Origin of the sequence: Kitasatospora sp. NPDC059973 (assembly GCF_042737525.1) — a bacterium.
Taxonomy (GTDB): domain Bacteria; phylum Actinomycetota; class Actinomycetes; order Streptomycetales; family Streptomycetaceae; genus Kitasatospora.
Genome location: NZ_JBHWUI010000042.1, coordinates 1 through 16,178, shown reverse-complemented (window position 1 = coordinate 16,178; position 16,178 = coordinate 1). Strand labels below are relative to the sequence as shown.

12 protein-coding genes, 1 tRNA gene and 1 pseudogene are annotated in these 16,178 nt (G+C 73.9%); 8 read left to right on the top strand and 6 right to left on the bottom strand.

Going from position 1 to position 16,178, the window contains the following annotated elements; genetic code table 11:
• Nucleotides 1-3: 3 nt before the first annotated feature.
• Together ACFWA9_RS14325 and ACFWA9_RS14320 are read right to left on the bottom strand one after the other, a co-directional pair.
• On the bottom strand, nt 4-1,608 hold the full coding sequence (locus ACFWA9_RS14325) for a carboxyl transferase domain-containing protein (protein WP_329490381.1): 1,605 nt from the start codon (nt 1,606-1,608) through the stop codon (nt 4-6).
• Complete coding sequence (locus ACFWA9_RS14320) at nt 1,605-2,852, bottom strand: aminotransferase class I/II-fold pyridoxal phosphate-dependent enzyme (RefSeq protein WP_352287491.1); 1,248 nt, start codon at nt 2,850-2,852, stop codon at nt 1,605-1,607. The genes ACFWA9_RS14325 and ACFWA9_RS14320 overlap by 4 nt, the downstream gene beginning before the upstream one ends.
• Nucleotides 2,853-3,499: 647 nt before the next feature.
• Here ACFWA9_RS14320 and ACFWA9_RS14315 point away from each other — a divergent pair.
• Nucleotides 3,500-4,027, top strand: a complete 528-nt coding sequence (locus ACFWA9_RS14315; RefSeq protein ID WP_380386880.1) for a GNAT family N-acetyltransferase — start codon at nt 3,500-3,502, stop codon at nt 4,025-4,027.
• 103 nt (nt 4,028-4,130) lie between these two features.
• Here the strand turns inward: ACFWA9_RS14315 and ACFWA9_RS14310 are convergent, their stop codons facing one another.
• On the bottom strand, nt 4,131-4,814 hold the full coding sequence (locus tag ACFWA9_RS14310) for a helix-turn-helix domain-containing protein (RefSeq protein WP_380386877.1): 684 nt from the start codon (nt 4,812-4,814) through the stop codon (nt 4,131-4,133).
• Between the two features lie 134 nt (nt 4,815-4,948).
• Here ACFWA9_RS14310 and ACFWA9_RS14305 point away from each other — a divergent pair, with 134 nt between their 5' ends.
• Entirely contained in the window at nt 4,949-6,478 is a 1,530-nt protein-coding gene (locus ACFWA9_RS14305; protein ID WP_380386874.1) for a DHA2 family efflux MFS transporter permease subunit, read from the top strand.
• 78 nt (nt 6,479-6,556) lie between these two features.
• Here ACFWA9_RS14305 and ACFWA9_RS14300 read toward each other — a convergent pair.
• The 3 genes and pseudogenes from ACFWA9_RS14300 to ACFWA9_RS14290 form a co-directional block, all read right to left on the bottom strand.
• Nucleotides 6,557-6,625 (bottom strand) — tRNA-Glu (locus ACFWA9_RS14300).
• A 140-nt stretch (nt 6,626-6,765) separates the two neighbouring features.
• Nucleotides 6,766-7,248, bottom strand: coding sequence for a YbaK/EbsC family protein (locus tag ACFWA9_RS14295; protein ID WP_352287500.1), 483 nt, complete (start codon nt 7,246-7,248; stop codon nt 6,766-6,768).
• Nucleotides 7,245-8,992: pseudogene (locus ACFWA9_RS14290) on the bottom strand (2-isopropylmalate synthase). The gene ACFWA9_RS14295 and the pseudogene ACFWA9_RS14290 overlap by 4 nt, the downstream one beginning before the upstream one ends.
• A 214-nt stretch (nt 8,993-9,206) precedes the next feature.
• Here ACFWA9_RS14290 and ACFWA9_RS14285 point away from each other — a divergent pair.
• From ACFWA9_RS14285 to ACFWA9_RS14260, 6 genes are all read left to right on the top strand, one after another.
• Entirely contained in the window at nt 9,207-9,899 is a 693-nt protein-coding gene (locus tag ACFWA9_RS14285) for an FCD domain-containing protein (RefSeq protein WP_329490374.1), read from the top strand.
• Between the two features lie 370 nt (nt 9,900-10,269).
• Nucleotides 10,270-13,383: a nitrate- and nitrite sensing domain-containing protein gene (locus ACFWA9_RS14280; protein ID WP_380386871.1), complete on the top strand. Its 3,114-nt coding sequence runs from the start codon at nt 10,270-10,272 to the stop codon at nt 13,381-13,383.
• Entirely contained in the window at nt 13,380-13,811 is a 432-nt protein-coding gene (locus tag ACFWA9_RS14275; protein ID WP_329490371.1) for a roadblock/LC7 domain-containing protein, read from the top strand. The genes ACFWA9_RS14280 and ACFWA9_RS14275 overlap by 4 nt, the downstream gene beginning before the upstream one ends.
• A gap of 7 nt (nt 13,812-13,818) precedes the next feature.
• Nucleotides 13,819-14,244 (top strand): DUF742 domain-containing protein, encoded by a 426-nt coding sequence (locus tag ACFWA9_RS14270; protein ID WP_380386868.1) that lies wholly within the window; start codon nt 13,819-13,821, stop codon nt 14,242-14,244.
• Nucleotides 14,245-14,247: 3 nt separating this feature from the next.
• Complete coding sequence (locus tag ACFWA9_RS14265) at nt 14,248-14,859, top strand: ATP/GTP-binding protein (RefSeq protein ID WP_329490370.1); 612 nt, start codon at nt 14,248-14,250, stop codon at nt 14,857-14,859.
• An 80-nt stretch (nt 14,860-14,939) separates the two neighbouring features.
• A complete protein-coding gene (locus tag ACFWA9_RS14260; protein ID WP_380386865.1) occupies nt 14,940-16,085 on the top strand; it encodes an FAD-dependent monooxygenase in 1,146 nt (381 codons plus the stop codon).
• The last annotated feature ends 93 nt before the right edge of the window (nt 16,086-16,178 follow it).

The following is a 16,178-nucleotide window of genomic DNA, read 5'->3' as shown; positions in this document are numbered from 1 at the left end:
TCATCACATCCTGAACACGCCGAAGCGCGTTTCCTGCTTGGGGGCGTCGGCGGACATGGCGAGGCAGAGCGCCAGCCACTCACGGGTCTCGGTCGGGTCCACCACGGCGTCCACCCACATCCGGGCGGCGTAGTAGAGCGGGTGGGACTGGCGCTCGTACGTCTCGATGATGGGGCGCCGGATCGACTCCTCCTCCTCGGGGGAGAGGACCTTGCCCTCCTTGGCGAGCTGGTCGCTGCGGATCAGCGCCATCACCGTCGCGGTCTGCTCGGCGCCGACGACGGTGGACTTGGCGCTCGGCCACATGGCCATCAGCCGGGGGCCCATCGAGCGCCCGCACATCGCGAGGTTGCCGGCGCCGTAGCTGCCGCCGATCACCAGGCTGAACTTGGGGACCTTGGCCGTGGAGACCGCGTTGACCAGCTTGGCGCCGTGTTTGGCGATGCCGTCGGCCTCGTACTCGGCGCCGACCATGAAGCCGTTGATGTTGTGCAGGAACAGCAGCGGGATGTCCCGCTGGGTGCAGAGCTCGATGAAGTTCGCGGCCTTCTGGGCGCTCTCCGGGAACAGCACCCCGTCGTTGATCACCACGCCCACCGGGTAGCCGCCGATGTGGCCGGTGCCGCACACGATGGTCGGCCCGTACCGGGCCCGGTACTCGGCGAGTTCGCTGCCGTCGAGCAGCCGGGCCAGGATCTCCCGGGCCGGGATGTGCTCGCGCAGGCTGGCGCTGACGATGCCGGGCAGCTCCGCGGGATCGTACAGCGGCGCGCGCGGGGGCTGCGGCGGCGGGCTGAGGGCCGGCCGGCCGTCCCGGGCCATGATCTCCCGGACGATCGACAGGGCGTGCTCGTCGCTCTCGGCGAGGTGGTCGGCCACCCCGCTGACCCGGGTGTGCAGGTCGGCGCCGCCCAGCGTCTCGGCGTCCACCACCTCGCCGGTGGCCGCGCGCACCAGCTGCGGGCCGCCCAGGAAGACCGTGCCGGTGCCGCGGACGATCACCGTCTCGTCGCACATCGACGGGATGTAGGCGCCGCCGGCGGTGCAGTTGCCCATCACCGCGGCGATCTGCGGCAGGCCGAGCGCCGACATCTCGGCGATGTTCCGGAACATCCGGCCCAGGTGGTACTCGCCGGGGAACAGCTGCTCCTGGAGCGGCAGGTAGACCCCGCCGGAGTCCACCAGGTAGATGCAGGGCAGGCCGTTCTCCCGGGCCACCAGCTGGGCCCGGAGCTGCTTCTCCACGGTGAGCGGGAAGTAGCTGCCGCCCTTGACCGTGGCGTCGTTGGCGAAGACCACCACCGGGCGGCCGCTCACCATGCCGATGCCGGTGACCAGCGCGGCCGAGGGCACGTGCTCGTCGTACACCTCGTGCCCGGCCAGCTGGCCCAGCTCCATGAACGGCGTTCCCGGGTCCAGCAGTTGGTAGACCCGCTGGCGGGCCGTCAGCTTGCCGCGCTCGGTGTGGCGCCGGCGCGAGCGCTCGTCCCCGCCGGCGATCGCGGCGGCCCGGGCCCGGGCGATGACCTGGCGCTTCTCGTCGAAGGCCGCGGTGTTGCGGCGGAAGACCTCGGCGGAGGAGTCGATGTGCGAGCGCAGGGCCGTCATCGCTGGTCCTGCCCCGGCTCGCGGGCCGCCTCGGCCCGCAGGCCGTCGTTCAGCGCGCCGCAGAAGTCGCGGATCTCGGCCTCGGCCATGTTGGCGCGCAGCATCAGCCGCAGCCCCGCCTTGCCCCGGCCGATCACCGGGAAGAAGATCGGCGAGGTGTAGTAGCCGCGCTCCAGCAGCGATCCGGCGAGGCGGATGGTGGCGTCCTCGGAGCCGATGTCCACGAAGCGGATCGGCAGGCCGTCGCCGTTGAAGGAGGTCTCCACCAGCGAGTCGAAGAGCGCGATGTTGTCCTGGAGCCTGAGCTGGAGCTCCTTGAGCTCCGGGGAGCCGTGCAGCTCCGCGGAGGCCATGATGGCGCCCAGTCCGGCGGTGTTGATGCGCTGCGACCACATCAGCGGGCCGCCGTTGCGCAGTGCGGTGTCGCGGCGCTGCTGCGAGCCGCCCGGGCCGAGGAAGATCGCGCCGCCGGAGGCGCCGAAGCCCTTGTTGAGCGAGGTGATGATCAGCGTGCGGTCGTTCATCCCGCCGTTCGCCGCCATCGCCTCCAGCACGGCGCCCCGGCCGCGCTCGCCGACGGTGGAGACGCCGTGCGCCTCGTCGAAGAACAGGAACAGCCCGTACTTCTCCTGCAGGCGCAGCAGTTCGGGGATCGGCGCGGCGCCGCCGGTGCTGTAGACGCCGTCGGCGACGTAGGCGACCTGCGGGTGCTTGCGGCAGAGGTCCTCCAGCGCGTCCACGTCGTTGTGGGCGATGGTGGCGATCTCCGCCTCGTCGGCCACCGCGGGCTTCATCGCGTTGAGACAGAAGTGCGCGTTCTTGTCGAAGACCATGAGCGGCGCGACGCCGTCCGTCAGCAGCCCGGAGGCCAGCAGCGGCAGGCTCGCCCAGGCGGCGGCCGCGCAGGAGGCGACGGTCAGCGCCTCGACGTCGAACAGCTCGGAGAGCGCCGTCTCGGCGTCCCGCAGCGATCCGAACCGGATCCGCATCCGCGAGGTCGAGCTGTTGAGCGCCCCTTCGGCGAGCACCGCGTCGGCGGCCGCCCGCACGATCCGCGGGTGGGTGTCGAGGCCGAGGTAGGAGTACGACGACATGTTCACGAACTCGTGGCCGTCGGCCAGCGTCCGGTGCCGCCCGTCGCCGAGGCCGGACACCACGATGTCGAACATCCCGGCCGCGGCGGTGACCTCCCAGAAGTCGTGGCTGATTCGCGCGGACTTCTTGATGTTCATGTATGAGTGCACGCCAGATTCCTTGTTGAATTTCGGTACGGAAATGCCGGGCCCTCCCCGGGGCCTTTTCGGCATCGCAAATTCCGGGTGATCAGGCGTACTCGTGGAAACCGCGTCCGGACATCCGTCCGGACTGGCCGGCGCCGACCGTCCGGCCGCTCGCATGATCCAGTGATTCCTGCACCGCTCGCTCTGCCGGCCCCCGGAGTCGATCGCTATTTGGTCCGAAGAGCTGCGCGGCTCCCCGGCGATTGAAAGAATTCAATACGCTGCGACGACTGTCAACCGGAAGATTTTTGCCGCCTCGCAAAACTGGACAGACCACCATCCGACGGGTGCACCGGAAGTTATTTGCCGGTCGAGCGCCATTGACGCGCGCCCGATCACGGACTCCGTCCGCGCCGCCCGGCGGCCGGCCGGAAAACCGGGGGCGTCCGTTCCGCTGTCCGTGTTACCTTCGACGGGTCCGGACCGGACGACAGGACGACGAGCTCGGCGAAGGAGGTGGACCAGTGGCCACGGTGACGACGGCTGCGCCCGTACCGCGCAGCGCCCAGGCGACGGTTCACACTCCCCGGGCCCTGGTCTGACGGCTTCCGCCCCCGCACCGCGGGTGCACGGCGCCGCCGCGACGGGCCCTCCAGCCAAGGGTTTCCACCATGTCCTCTCCGTCTTCGTCCGCTTCCTCCTGGCAGACCCGCGTCGAGTCCGACGCCGATGTCCCGGCCGTCCAGGCCCTCACCCTCGCGGCGTTCGGCCGGCCCGCGGAGGCCGACCTGCTCGCCGTGCTGCGCACCGACGAGGGCTGGATCGACGGCCTCTCCGTCGTCGCCACCGGTCCGGCCGGCGCCCCCGTCGGCCATGCGGTGCTGAGCCGCGCGTTCATCGGTGACGTCCCGGCGCTCGCCCTCGGCCCGGTCTCCGTGCACCCGGACCACCAGCGCTCCGGCGCCGGTTCGGCCGCCGTCCGGGCGGCGCTCGACGCCGCCCGGGGCCTCGGCGAGCGCTTCGTCGTGCTGCTCGGACACCCGTCGTACTACCCGCGGTTCGGCTTCGTCCGCGCCTCGGAGCACGGACTGGTCCTCACCGTCGACGCGCCCGACGAGGCGTGGATGGCGCTGAGCCTGGACGACCGGCACCCGCTGCCGTCCGGGACGGTCCGCTGGGCCGACGCCTTCGGCATCTAGCCGCCGACCCGCACCCCGAACCGCCGGGCGGCGCCCCCGAGATGGCGCCGCCCGGCGGTGGCGCGGCCACCCGCGCGACGGCCGGGCTCCAACGGACGGACCGTCAAGGCGCTTGCCTGGCCGGCCCGGTACGCACCACGGCCTGGTCGCCGTGCGGGCCGAACAGGTGCAGGATCTCCACCGCGTTCGCGTCGACGGGGCCGAACCAGTGCGGCTCACCGGTGTCGAACTCGGCCACCTCGCCCGGGCGGAGGGTGAATTCGCGCTCGCCGAGGATGAGCCGGAGCCCGCCGGCGAGCACGTACAGCCATTCGTAACCGGCGTGGGTCACCAGCTTCGGCTCGCGGTGGGCGAGCACCTGCTTGAACACCTGGACCCGGCCCGGGTACTGCGTCAGCGGCACCAGGACGTTGCCGTGCTCCCGGTGCTGCGGCTTCAGGTGCAGGCGCGGATCCCCGGTGGCCGGGGCCGCGACCAGCTGGTCCAGGGCGACCCGGTGCGTGCGCGCGAGCGGGATGAGCAGTTCGAGGGTCGGGCGCCGCTTGCCCGACTCCAGGCGCGACAGCGTGCTCACCGAGATCCCGGTGGTCTCCGCGAGGGCCTCCAGGGTGAGCCCGCGGTCGCGGCGCAGGGCCCGCAGCCGCGGCCCGATGCCGGCGAGGATCTCGTCGACGTCGTCGCCGCCGGCCACCGGCGCGACGGGCTCCCCGGACTCCGGTGACTCCCCGGGCGTCACAGGCTCCCCGGGCTTCACGGACTTCACGGGGTCGGTGCGGTCGCCGTTCATGGGGTGCCTCCGGTCCGTCCGGCCCCTCGGGCGGGCCGGAGCGCGATTTTGCGGTCTTCGCAAAGATGCTGGGCCGGCGCTGCCGCCCGGTCCGAGCATGGGGCCGCAGACGTTACCGAACCGAAGGTGGGCCCGTGACCACGACAATCCTGGCTGATCGACCCGCACTGAGCACCCGCCGACGGTGGACGGTCCTCGCCGTGTGCGCGCTGAGCATGTTCCTGGTCGGGCTGGACACCACCATCGTCAACGTCGGCCTGCCCGAGATCGGGCGCGGGCTGGCGGTGGGCACCAGCGGGCTGGAATGGGTCGTGGACGCCTACACCGTCGTCCTGGCCGGTCTGCTGATCTCGGCCGGCGCCCTCGCGGACCGCTTCGGCCGCCGGCGCGTGTTCCGGACCGGGCTGGTCGTCTTCGGGCTCGCCTCGCTCGCCTGCGCGGTGGCGCCCTCGCTCGGCTTCCTCGTCGCGGCCCGGGCCGCCCAGGGGATCGGTGCCTCGATGCTCAGCCCGGTCGCCCTGGCGATCGTGGTGAACACGATGCCCGACCCCCGGGAGCGGGCCCGGGCGATCGGCGTCTGGGCGTCCGTCTTCGGGCTCAGCATGGCGGCCGGGCCGGTCACCGGCGGGGCGCTCATCGCGGCCTTCGGCTGGCGCTCGGTGTTCTGGATCAACGCGCCGGTCATCCTCGCCGCCCTCGTCCTGGTGGCGGTGTTCGTGCCGGAGTCGCACGGGCAGCGCGCCCGGCGGCTCGACCTCCCCGGCCAGGCGCTGCTGGTGCTGGCCCTGGGCAGTGCGGTGGCCGTGCTCATCGAGGGCCCCCGGATCGGCTGGACCTCTCCTGCGGCAGTGGCCGGTTGCGCGGTGGCGGCGCTCGCCACCGCCGGGTTCGCCCGGGTCGAGCTGCGCCGGCCCGAGCCGCTGATGGACCTCGCGCTCTTCCGCCGGATGCCGTTCGCCATGGCGGCCCTGGGCGCCGTGGCCCTGTTCGTCGCCCTGAACGTGAGCCTGCTGCTCAACACGCTGTACCTCCAGCACGCCCGGGGCTGGACGGCGCTGGCCACCGGGGCGGCGACCCTGCCGATGGCGCTCGGGGCGACGGTGTGCGCGCCGTGGTCCGGCTCCCTGGTGGCGCGGTTCGGGCCGCGGCGGCCGCTCCTGCTGGCGGGCGGGTTCGTCGCCGCGGGCGGTCTCTGTCTGGTGGATCTCGGCCCGGACACCGGTATCCCGCTGCTCCTGGCGGCCTACCTGCTCATCGGCGTCGGCTTCGGTTTCGCCAACGCGCCGATCACCAACACCGCGGTCGGCGGGCTGCCGCCGTCCCGGGCCGGGGTGGCCGGGGCGATCACCTCCACCGCGCGTCAGGTCGGTGCGGCGATCGGCATCGCGGTCGCGGGCGGCCTGGTGGTGGGGGTCGGTCCGGACGGCCTGGCCGTCGCGTCGCGGCCCGGCTGGCTGCTCGTGGCGCTGTGCGGGCTGTTCCTGCTCCTGGTCGCCCGCGCCTCGGCTCCGGGACCGAAGAGCCCGGGACCGAAGAGCGCGGGACCGAAGAACCCGGGGCCGAAGAACCCGGGACCGAAGAGCGCGGGACCGAAGAACCCGGGGCCGAAGAACCCGGGACCGAAGAACCCGGGGCCGAAGAGCCCGGACGCGGGGAGCCGATGACGGAAGGGCCCCGGAGCGAAGGCCCCCGGGAAAGCAGCGAGGGCGGGAGCCGATGACGACTCCCGCCCTGCATGTCCGAGCGCCGGGCCCGAATCGAACGAACCCTTCCCGCTGAAAGCGGGCGTGCTACCACTGCACCACCGACGCCTGACCGCCGGGCTTCCGATCACTTCCGCGATCTCGTCCCGCCGACGAGGAAGAAACTACCAAGGGATGATCCAAAGGTGAAATCGACCCCGTCGCCCGCCCCCTGACGCCACGCGCGCGCGGCGTCAGGGGACCGGAGGCTAGGGAGCGACCACCGCCGACGGCGTGCCGCCGGTGAGCCGGAGCAGTTCGTCGTAGGTCATCGGCACCACGGTGTGCGGGTGTCCGGCGGCCGCCCAGAGCAGCTCGTACCCGGCCAGCGCCTCGTCCACCACGGTGCGCAGCGGCGCCGGGTGGCCCACCGGGGCGACGCCGCCGATGGCCTGGCCGGTGGCCTCGCGGACCTCGGCGGCGCTCGCCCGGACGATCGGGCCGGTGCCCAGCCGCCCGGCCAGGTAGGCCGTGTCGACGCGGTGCGCCCCGCTGGTCATGACCAGCAGCGGAGCGCCGTCGCAGCTGAACACCAGGCTGTTGGCGATGGCCCCGGCCTCGCAGCCGAGGGCGGCGGCCGCCTCGGCGGCGGTGCGCGCGGAGTCGGGCAGGACGCGGATCTCGCCGGGCAGGCCGGCCGCCGCGAGGGCGTCGGCGACCGCCTGGCTCCGGGCGGGGAGGGAGGGTGTCATACCGGCATCCTCCCGTGCCCCGCGGCCGCCCGGCCGACGGCGCTCAGCACGGCCCGGACCCCGGCCGCGAGGACGGAGGAGTCCCGGCCGGCGCCCCAGACCACCTGTCCCGCCACCCGCGCCTCGACGTAGGCGACGGCGTCGCTGTCGGGCCCGGTGCGCACGGCGTGCTCGGTGAAGCGGAGGATGTCGACGGCCGTCCCGGCGGCGCGCAGTGCGGCGGTGACGGCGTCCAGCGGGCCGTTGCCCTCGCCCCGGTGCCCGCCGACCTCGGCCCAGTGGCGGCCGTCCTCCTCCCCGGTGCGCCAGTCGACGGCCGGGGCCGCGTCCAGGTAGTGGGAGCGGAACAGCGCGTACAGCTCGTCGGCCCCGACCTCGCGGCCGCTGTCGTCGGCCGACTCCTGGACCACCCGGGCGAACTCGATCTGGAGCCGCCGGGGCAGCCCAGCCCGTGCCCGGTCTGCAGCAGGTAGGCGATCCCGCCCTTGCCGGACTGGCTGTTGACCCGGATCACCGCCTCGTAGTCCCGCCCGAGGTCGGCCGGGTCGATCGGCAGGTAGGGGACGGCCCACGGGGCCCGGCCCGGTGGCAGGCCGAGGTCGGCCGCCGCCTTGGCGTGGTGCGCGAAGCCCTTCCGGATGGCGTCCTGGTGGGTGCCGGAGAAGGCGGTGTGCACGAGGTCGCCGGCGTAGGGGTGGCGTTCGTGCACGGGCAGCCGGTTGACGTGTTCGACGGTGCGCCGGATCTCGTCGATGTCCGAGAAGTCGATCATCGGGTCGACGCCCTGGGTGTGCAGGTTGAGCGCCAGCGTGACGAGGTCGACGTTGCCGGTCCGCTCGCCGTTGCCGAACAGGCAGCCCTCGACCCGCTGCGCGCCCGCCAGCAGGGCGAGTTCGGCGCAGGCGACCCCGGTGCCGCGGTCGTTGTGCGGGTGGACGGAGAGGATCACCGACTCCCGCCGGACCAGGTGGCGGTGCACGTACTCGATCTGGTCGGCGTAGACGTTGGGGGTGGCGATCTCGACGGTGGCGGGCAGGTTGTGGATCACCGGCCGGTCGGGGCTCGCGTCCCACAGCTCGGTGAGGCCGTTGCAGACCTCCAGGACGTAGTCCGGCTCGGTCAGGTTGAACACCTCCGGCGAGAACTCGAAGCGGACGCCGGGGCGGCCCTCGGCCAGCCGGGCCATCAGTTCGGCGGCCTCGGTGACCAGGGCGCGCACCTCCGCCCGGCCGCGGCCGAGCACCACGTCGCGCCAGATCGGCGCGGTGGCGGTGTAGAGGTGCACGACCACCCGGGGCAGCCCCTCGACGGAGCGGAAGGTCCGCTCGACCAGGTCGGCGCGGGCGGCGGTGAAGACCACCACGGTGACGTCCTCGGGGACGGCCCCGGGCGTGTCGGCCAGCCGGCGGACGAAGTCGAAGTCGGTCCGGCTGGCGGAGGGGTAGCCGACCTCGATCTCCTTGAAGCCCATGGCCAGGAAGAGGTCGAACATCCGCTGCTTGCGCGCCGGGTCCATCGGCTCGGCCAGCGCCTGGTTGCCGTCGCGCAGGTCGACGGGCACCCAGAGCGGGGCCCGCTCGATCCGCCGGGAGGGCCACTGCCGCCGGTCGCCGGCGGGCAGCTCGACCCGCTCGTGGGCGGGGCGGTAGCGCTGGAACGGCATCGCGCTGCCGCGCTGCGGGTTCCAGGCGGGGGCCGCGGCCGGTACGGGCCCGGCGGGGGTGCGGAGCGTGGGGAATGGCATGGGGGAGGTCCTTCGTCTCGGGTTCTGCACCGGAGGACGAACCGGCAGCACGGCGCCCCGCAGCGGGGTGCCGGTCCGGTCAGACCCCGCTGCGGCCACCAAGAAGGCCACCAAGAAGGCCACCGCGAAGGCAGCCGGGAAGGAGACTCCACGACTTCATGCGGGGTACCGTAACCGTGAACCAAGTCCTCAGACAACCTGACAGGTGAACGCGATGTCTCCGCTCGACCCACTGCGCCCCTCCCCCCTGGTCGACCAGGCGACCCGGCGGATCGCCGAGCAGATCGCGGCCGGGCAGTGGCCGGTCGGCGGCAAGCTCCCCGGCGAGGTGGCCCTGGCCAAGGAGCTGGGCGTCGGCCGGTCCACCGTCCGGGAGGCGCTGCGCGCGCTGGCGGGCGCCGGCATGGTGCAGAGCCGCCAGGGCTCGGGGGTGTTCGTGACGGCGGACCGGCCGGGCGAGGACTGGTCGGCGCGGCTGCGCCGGGCCGAGCTGGCGCACGTGTACGAGGTGCGGGCGATGATCGAGGTCCAGGCGGCCCGGCTGGCCGCCGTCCGGCACGACGAGGCCGACGAGGCGGCGCTCGACCGGGCGCTGACCGCCCGCCACGCGGCGGGCGCGGCGGACGACGCCGCCTTCGTGGACGCGGACATCGCCCTGCACGCGACGGTGGTGGCGGCCGCCCACAATCCGGTGCTCTCCGATCTGTTCGCCGAGTTCGTCCCGGTGCTCCGGGAGCGCCTGGTCGAGCTGGTCGGACTGCTGGGGCTGCGCGAGGGCGATCCGCACCACGGCTACGCGACCCACGCGGAGCTGGTGGAGGCCGTCCGCCGGCGCGACGCGGAGGCGGCCGGGCAGGTCCTGGCGGACGAACTGACCTCGACCCTGACCCGCCTGCTCGCCGCCTGAGCCACCCGAGCCCCTGAACCGCCTGAGCCACCTGAGCCGCCCGAGACACCTGAGTCGCCCGAGCCGCCGGGGCGGCCCGACGGGCCGGGCCGGCCGCCGGCCCGAGCCCCCGTCAGCCCGCCTCCACGAGGGCCCGTTCGGGCAGTCGCGGCCGCACCGGCGGGCAGCCGCCCCCCGGCCGCGCGGGCAATCGGGAGGCACGCTCCGCACACGATCACGGCGCATCGGCGGCCGGCCGCCGGAGCCCCGGAGCGCCGCGCCCCGCAAGGCTCCTTCGTTCACCGATCATTAACGGCCCGATGACGGTGTGTTAAGACTGTGTGCGCACACCGTCCAGGCAGCGAACGAGTTTTCACTCCTATCACACCGTATGACTAGTATCACTTCGTCAAAAGCTCGTGCCCCCGGACGGTTCGGCCCCACCAGGCCGGCCGCCAGTCCCAAGGAGTCAGCTCTGCGCGCGCGTGCGAATCGGCGGCCCCCGACGCCGAAGTCCCCCCGCAGGCGTCCGCGCCTGTCCCTGCGGACGGCGCTGCTCGTCCTGGCCGTCGTCCCCAGTCTCGCCCTCGCCGCCCTCTGGGCGGTCACCAGCGGCCAGACCTTCCTCGACTTCCAGCGCCAGGCGGCCCAGGGCCTGCTGGCCCAGAAGGCCGGGCAGCCGTCCAACCACGTCTACTACAACCTCCAGGAGGAGCGCCGGCTCAGCGCCGAGGCACTCGCCCGGCCCGGCAGCGTCACCGACGCGCTGCGCCGCCAGCGCCAGCTCACCGACGACGCGGTGCGCCAGTTCCAGTCGCTCTCCGACGAGACCGCCGACAGCGCGCCCACCGAGGTGCGCACCGCGGTCACCGAGGCCCGGCAGGCGATGGGCAAGCTGGCCGAGCAGCGGGCGGCGATCGACCGCGCAGCCGTCGACCAGCAGACCGCCTTCACCTACTACACCGACCTGATCGCCGTCGACCTGCGGCTGTTCACCGCGCTGAGCCACGTCGACAACGGCGAGGTCACCTGGATCTCCAAGACCCTGGTGAACGCCTTCTGGGCCAAGGAGATGCTGGCCCGCGAGGACGCCCTGCTGGCCCGCGGCTGGCCGTCCGGCAAGCTCACCGCCGGCGACTACCAGCAGGTCCAGCAGGCGATCGGCGCGCAGGACCACCTGTTCACCGTGCAGGTCGTGCCGTACGTGCCGGCCGCCGAGGCCGCCGCCTGGCAGGACGTCATGACCAGCCCCGCCTGGCAGGCCAAGGCCTCCGTGGAGCAGTCGCTGATCAGGGCCACCCCGGCCGATCCGAGCGGCGCCGTCAAGCTCCCGGCCGCCCAGGACCAGTGGCGCCAGGCGCTCGACCAGCTCAACCCGGAGCTGGTGAAGGCGATCGAGACCCGCACCGACGGCATCGTCGAGGTCGGCAAGGGCTCCTTCCTCTCGCTGCTCACCGCCTTCGTGCTGACCACCGTCATCGGCCTGATCGCGGTCGTCGCGGTGATCCTCACCAGCTGGCGGCTGACCCGCTCGCTGCGCCGCCGGATCAAGGCGCTGCACACCCAGGCCGAGGAGCTGGAGCGGACGCTGCCCGAGGTCGTGGAGCGCCTCTCGCGGGGCGAGCAGGTCGACGTCGAGGCCGAGAGCCGCGCCATCACCGCCGACCCGCACGGCAACGGCACCGACGAGCTGGCCCAGCTCGGCCAGGCGCTCAACCTGGCCCGCACCTCCGCGCTGGAGACCTCCGTCCGGCAGGCCGACCAGCACCGCGGCTTCGAGCGGCTGCTGCAGCGCATCGCCCGCCGCACCCAGCTGCTGATCGGTCAGCAGCTGCGCAAGCTGGACGAGCTGGAGCGCAAGCACGAGGACCCGGAGGTGCTGGAGGGCCTGTTCGACCTCGACCACCTCACCGCCCGCCTGCGGCGCTACGAGGAGAACCTGGTCATCCTGGCCGGCGGCCAGCCGCAGCGGCGCTGGCGCAAGCCGGTCCCGCTGCTGGACGTGCTGCGGGCCGCCCAGAGCGAGGTGCAGGACTACCGGCGGATCATGCTGGACGTCGAGGGCCACCCGTGGCTCTCCGAGCGCGCCGTCGGCCCGGTCGCGCACGTGATCGCCGAGCTGATGGAGAACGCCGCGAGCTTCTCCAAGCCGCCGACGCCGGTCGAGGTCCGTGCCGCGATGGTCGGCCGCGGACTCGCGGTGGAGATCGAGGACCGCGGCCTCGGCATGGACCCGGAGCAGTACGACGCGGCGAACGAGCTGATGAGCCGTCCGCCCCGGATGGACGTGCTGGCCCGGGCGGACGACATCCGCCTCGGCTTCTACGTGGTCGCCCGGCTGGCCGCCAACTCCAACCTGAGGATCGAGTTCCGCCCGTCGGCCTTCGGCGGCACCCGGGTGGTCGTGCTCGTCCCCGACGAGCTGGTCATCGACGGTGACGCCGGGCTGCCGGACGCCACCCCGGTCGAGCCGATCCCGCTCGCCCGGCGCACCCGCGGGACCGCGCCGGCCGCCCTCGCCGGGACCCGGGCCCACGCCCGGCCGGCGGACCCGGAGGCCACCGTGGCGACGGCGGTCGCGACGGCCCCGCCGGCGATCGAGCCGCCGGAGACCGTCCTGGTCGCGACGGCGGCCGCGGAGAACTCGGCCGAGGCGTTCGCGCACGTCGAGTACATCCAGCCGCCCGCGCCCGAGCAGCCGGTCGAGCACAGCTCCCCGGTCGACGCCTCGGCCGGCTACGGCAGCGCGGGGTACGGCGCCGGCGAGTACGGCACGGCCGGCCACGGCGGCGGCGAGTACGGCACCGACGGGTACCGCACCGACGGCTACGGGACGAACGGGTACGGCACGGACGCCTACGGGGGCCAGGAGTACGCCGCGCCCGCCGACGGCACCCCGGAGTACGCCGCGCCCGCCCAGGAGACGCCCGCCCGAGACACCCCCGCCCGGGGCACCCCCGCCCAGGACGCCCCCGCCTACCCGGACATCGCCTACGCCAAGGTGACGCCCGCGGAGGCCCCCTACGCCGACGAGCAGTACCGCCCGGCCGACCACTACCGCCTCGCCGAGCGGCGCGAGTACGCCTCGACGGTGCCGCTCAGCGAGCCGGCCGACGGCCAGGCTCCGCTGCCGCAGCGGGTGCGCCAGGCCAGCCTGGCCGCCGAGCTGCGCGTCCCGCCGCCGGCCCCGGCGCCCGGCGAGCGCGTCACCGGAGCGCCGGGCATGCCGGGCTCCTTCGGCACGCCGATCGGCTCGGTCGGCGCGTTCCAGCGCCCCCCGCGCCGCTCGGGGGCGGCCATCGGCGCCTTCCAGCGACAGTCCCGGGTGGCCCGCGGCCAGGACTCCGGCGAGGTCCACCTCCCCGGGCCCGACGTCTTCACCCGCGGCTCCCGCCCGGCGCCCCCCACCGGATCCGCCGGCTCCCCGGCGCCCGCACCGGACCCGGCCCCCTGGGCCCTGCCCGCCGCGGATCCCCGAACCACTAGGACGGATGACCAGTCATGAACCGCACGATCGCCACCCACCAGGACCTGGACTGGCTGCTGGACGGACTCGTCGACTCGGTGGCCGGGACCAGAAACGCCGTGCTGCTCTCCGACGACGGCCTGGTCGTCAGCCACTCCCGCACCATCGAGCGGGCCGACGCCGAGCGGCTGGCCGCCGTCGCGACCGGCCAGCAGAGCCTCGCCCGGGGCGTCGGCCAGCTGTTCGACGGCGGGCCGGTGCACCAGGTGATCGTCGAGCTGTCCGAGGTCTGGCTGTTCATCATCGCCGCGGCGCAGGGCACCCACCTGGCCGTGGTCGCCTCCCAGGAGGTGGACGCCGAGGTGATGTCGGTGGCCATGCACACCCTGGTCCAGCAGGTCGGCCAGAAGCTGAGCACGCCGGTGCGCAGCGACTTCGACGCCTTCGCGGCCAGGAACCGGGGTTGATGCCCCGGTGATCCCGCACTGGAGCGAGGTGCCCGACGAGGACGAGGACGACGGTGCCGGCACGATGGTGCGCCCGTACACCATCACCCGCGGCCGCACCGCGCCCGAGCGCGACGACCTCACCCTGATCACCGTGCTGACCACCGTGTCGGAGGAGGCCCGCACCGTCCTGGCGCGGGGCTCCTCCCGCTCGGGGCCGCGCGGGCTCCAGCCCGAGCACCGGATGATCCTGGACCGCTGCCGGCGTCCGGCCGCCGTCGCCGAGGTGGCGGCGGAGCTGGACCTGCCGATCTCGGTCACCAAGATCCTCCTGGGCGACCTGATCTCCCAGGGCCTGCTGCTGGCCCGGGCGCCGCTCTCGGTGGCCCGGGCCGGCGGGGGCCTGGACCTCGGCCTGCTGACGGCCGTTCGCGAAGGACTCCGGAGACTCTGAACCATGGCACCGACCGCACCCCTTCCCTCCTCCTCCGCCTCCGGCGCCACCGCGCCGTCCGCCGTGAAGATCCTCATCGCGGGCGGCTTCGGCGTCGGCAAGACCACCCTGGTCGGCTCGGTCAGCGAGGTCGCCCCGCTGCGCACCGAGGAGTACCTGACCCGTGCCAGCGTGGGCGTCGACGACCTGTCCGGCGTGGACAGCAAGGACACCACCACCGTCGCCCTGGACTTCGGCCGGATCACGGTCAGCCCCGACCTGGTGGTCTACCTGTTCGGCACCCCCGGCCAGGAGCGCTTCTGGTTCATGTGGAACGACCTGGTGAACGGCGCGCTCGGCGGCGTCGTCATCGCCGACACCCGCCGGCTGGAGACCAGCTTCGCCTCGATCGACTTCTTCGAGAGCCGGGGCATCCCCTTCGTGGTGGCGATCAACTGCTTCCACGGGCAGAACACCCGGACGCCGGACGAGATCCGGGCCGCCCTGGACCTGGACCCGCAGGTCCCGATGCTGCTCGGCGACGTGCGCGACCGCGGCTTCGGCCGGGACCTGCTGCTGGCCCTGGTCGACCACCTGATGGACCTCTCCGCCGCCCGGCCCGCGCCGGTCGGCTGACCCCGGCCCGCCCTTCCCCGACCACCCCGCACCCGACCCCACCGCACCGCCCGCACCGACCCCCTTGGGAGACCCCCGTCATGACCTCACCCCTGCGCGTACTGATCCACGGCGGCGGCATCGGCGGCCTGACCCTGGCCACCGCGCTCGCCCGGCGCGGCCACCGGGTCGACGTGGCCGAGCTGCGCGACGGCCTGGAGGCGCTCGGCGTCGGCATCATCCAGCCGTCCAACGCCCTGCACGTGATGCGCGAGATCGGCGTGCTGGAGGCCTGCCTGGCGGCCGGCTTCGAGTGGGAGGTGCTGACCATCTGCGACCCGTCCGGGGCCACCCTCGCCAAGATCCCGCAGCCCCGGATGGGTGACGCCCCGTCCAACAACGGCATACCGCGCCCCGCCCTGGCCGGGGTGCTGGGCGACGCCGCCACCGCCGCCGGTGCCACCCTCCGCTTCGGCACCACGATCGCCGAGCTGACCGACGACGGCGCGGGCGTCGACGTCACCCTGACCGACGGCCACCACGGCCGCTACGACCTGGTGGTCGGCTTCGACGGGATCGGTTCGCCGCTGCGCCGCCGGCTGTACGGCGAGAAGTACCTGCCCGAGTACACCGGTTTCGCCAACTGGCGGGTGACGCTGCCGCGTTCGCCCGAGGTGCAGGGCGTGGTGATGTCCGCCGGGAACCAGCGGGCGAAGGCGCTGCTGACCCCGATCACCGACGAGCTGATGTACCTGGGATCGGTGTTCGCCGAGCCGGCGGACTTCCGCCCGGACGAGGAGCGCGCCCACGAGCAGCTGGCCGAGCGGCTGACCGGCTTCGGCGGCCCGGTCGCCGAGGCGCTGGCGCTGGTCACCGACCCGGCCGCGGTGGTCTACTCGCGGATCTCCCAGGTCAGCGTCGAGGAGCCGTGGCACGTCGGCCGGGTGGTGCTGGCCGGCGACGCCGCGCACGCGAGCACCCCGCACCTGGCGCAGGGCGCGGCGATGGCGGTCGAGGACGCGCTGGTGCTGGCCCAGAGCCTGGACGCGGTCGAGGACCCGGCCACGGACGTCGCGGCCGCGCTCGCCGCCTGGGAGGAGCGCCGCCGGCCGCGGGCGATGTGGGTGCAGGCGCTCTCGCGGGCGGTCCTGAAGCAGGAGACCGGCACGCCGACCACCCCGGAGGAGGACGAGCTGCTGAAGGTCGGCATCCCGGGCGCCGCGCACGTCCTCGTCCAGCCGTACTGACCCGGGGCGTTCGCCCGGCCGACGGCACCGACCGGCCCGACCGGCCCCGCCCGGAACCTCCCGGGCGGGGCCGCGCCGTCGGCCGCCGCGCCG

Coding starts and splice junctions, on each gene's coding strand:
- ACFWA9_RS14325 (WP_329490381.1), bottom strand. CDS start 1,608: ATGACGGCCCTGCGCTCGCACATCGACTCCTCCGCCGAGGTCTTCCGC.
- ACFWA9_RS14315 (WP_380386880.1), top strand. CDS start 3,500: ATGTCCTCTCCGTCTTCGTCCGCTTCCTCCTGGCAGACCCGCGTCGAG.
- ACFWA9_RS14310 (WP_380386877.1), bottom strand. CDS start 4,814: ATGAACGGCGACCGCACCGACCCCGTGAAGTCCGTGAAGCCCGGGGAG.
- ACFWA9_RS14295 (WP_352287500.1), bottom strand. CDS start 7,248: ATGACACCCTCCCTCCCCGCCCGGAGCCAGGCGGTCGCCGACGCCCTC.
- ACFWA9_RS14285 (WP_329490374.1), top strand. CDS start 9,207: ATGTCTCCGCTCGACCCACTGCGCCCCTCCCCCCTGGTCGACCAGGCG.
- ACFWA9_RS14280 (WP_380386871.1), top strand. CDS start 10,270: ATGACTAGTATCACTTCGTCAAAAGCTCGTGCCCCCGGACGGTTCGGC.
- ACFWA9_RS14275 (WP_329490371.1), top strand. CDS start 13,380: ATGAACCGCACGATCGCCACCCACCAGGACCTGGACTGGCTGCTGGAC.
- ACFWA9_RS14265 (WP_329490370.1), top strand. CDS start 14,248: ATGGCACCGACCGCACCCCTTCCCTCCTCCTCCGCCTCCGGCGCCACC.
- ACFWA9_RS14260 (WP_380386865.1), top strand. CDS start 14,940: ATGACCTCACCCCTGCGCGTACTGATCCACGGCGGCGGCATCGGCGGC.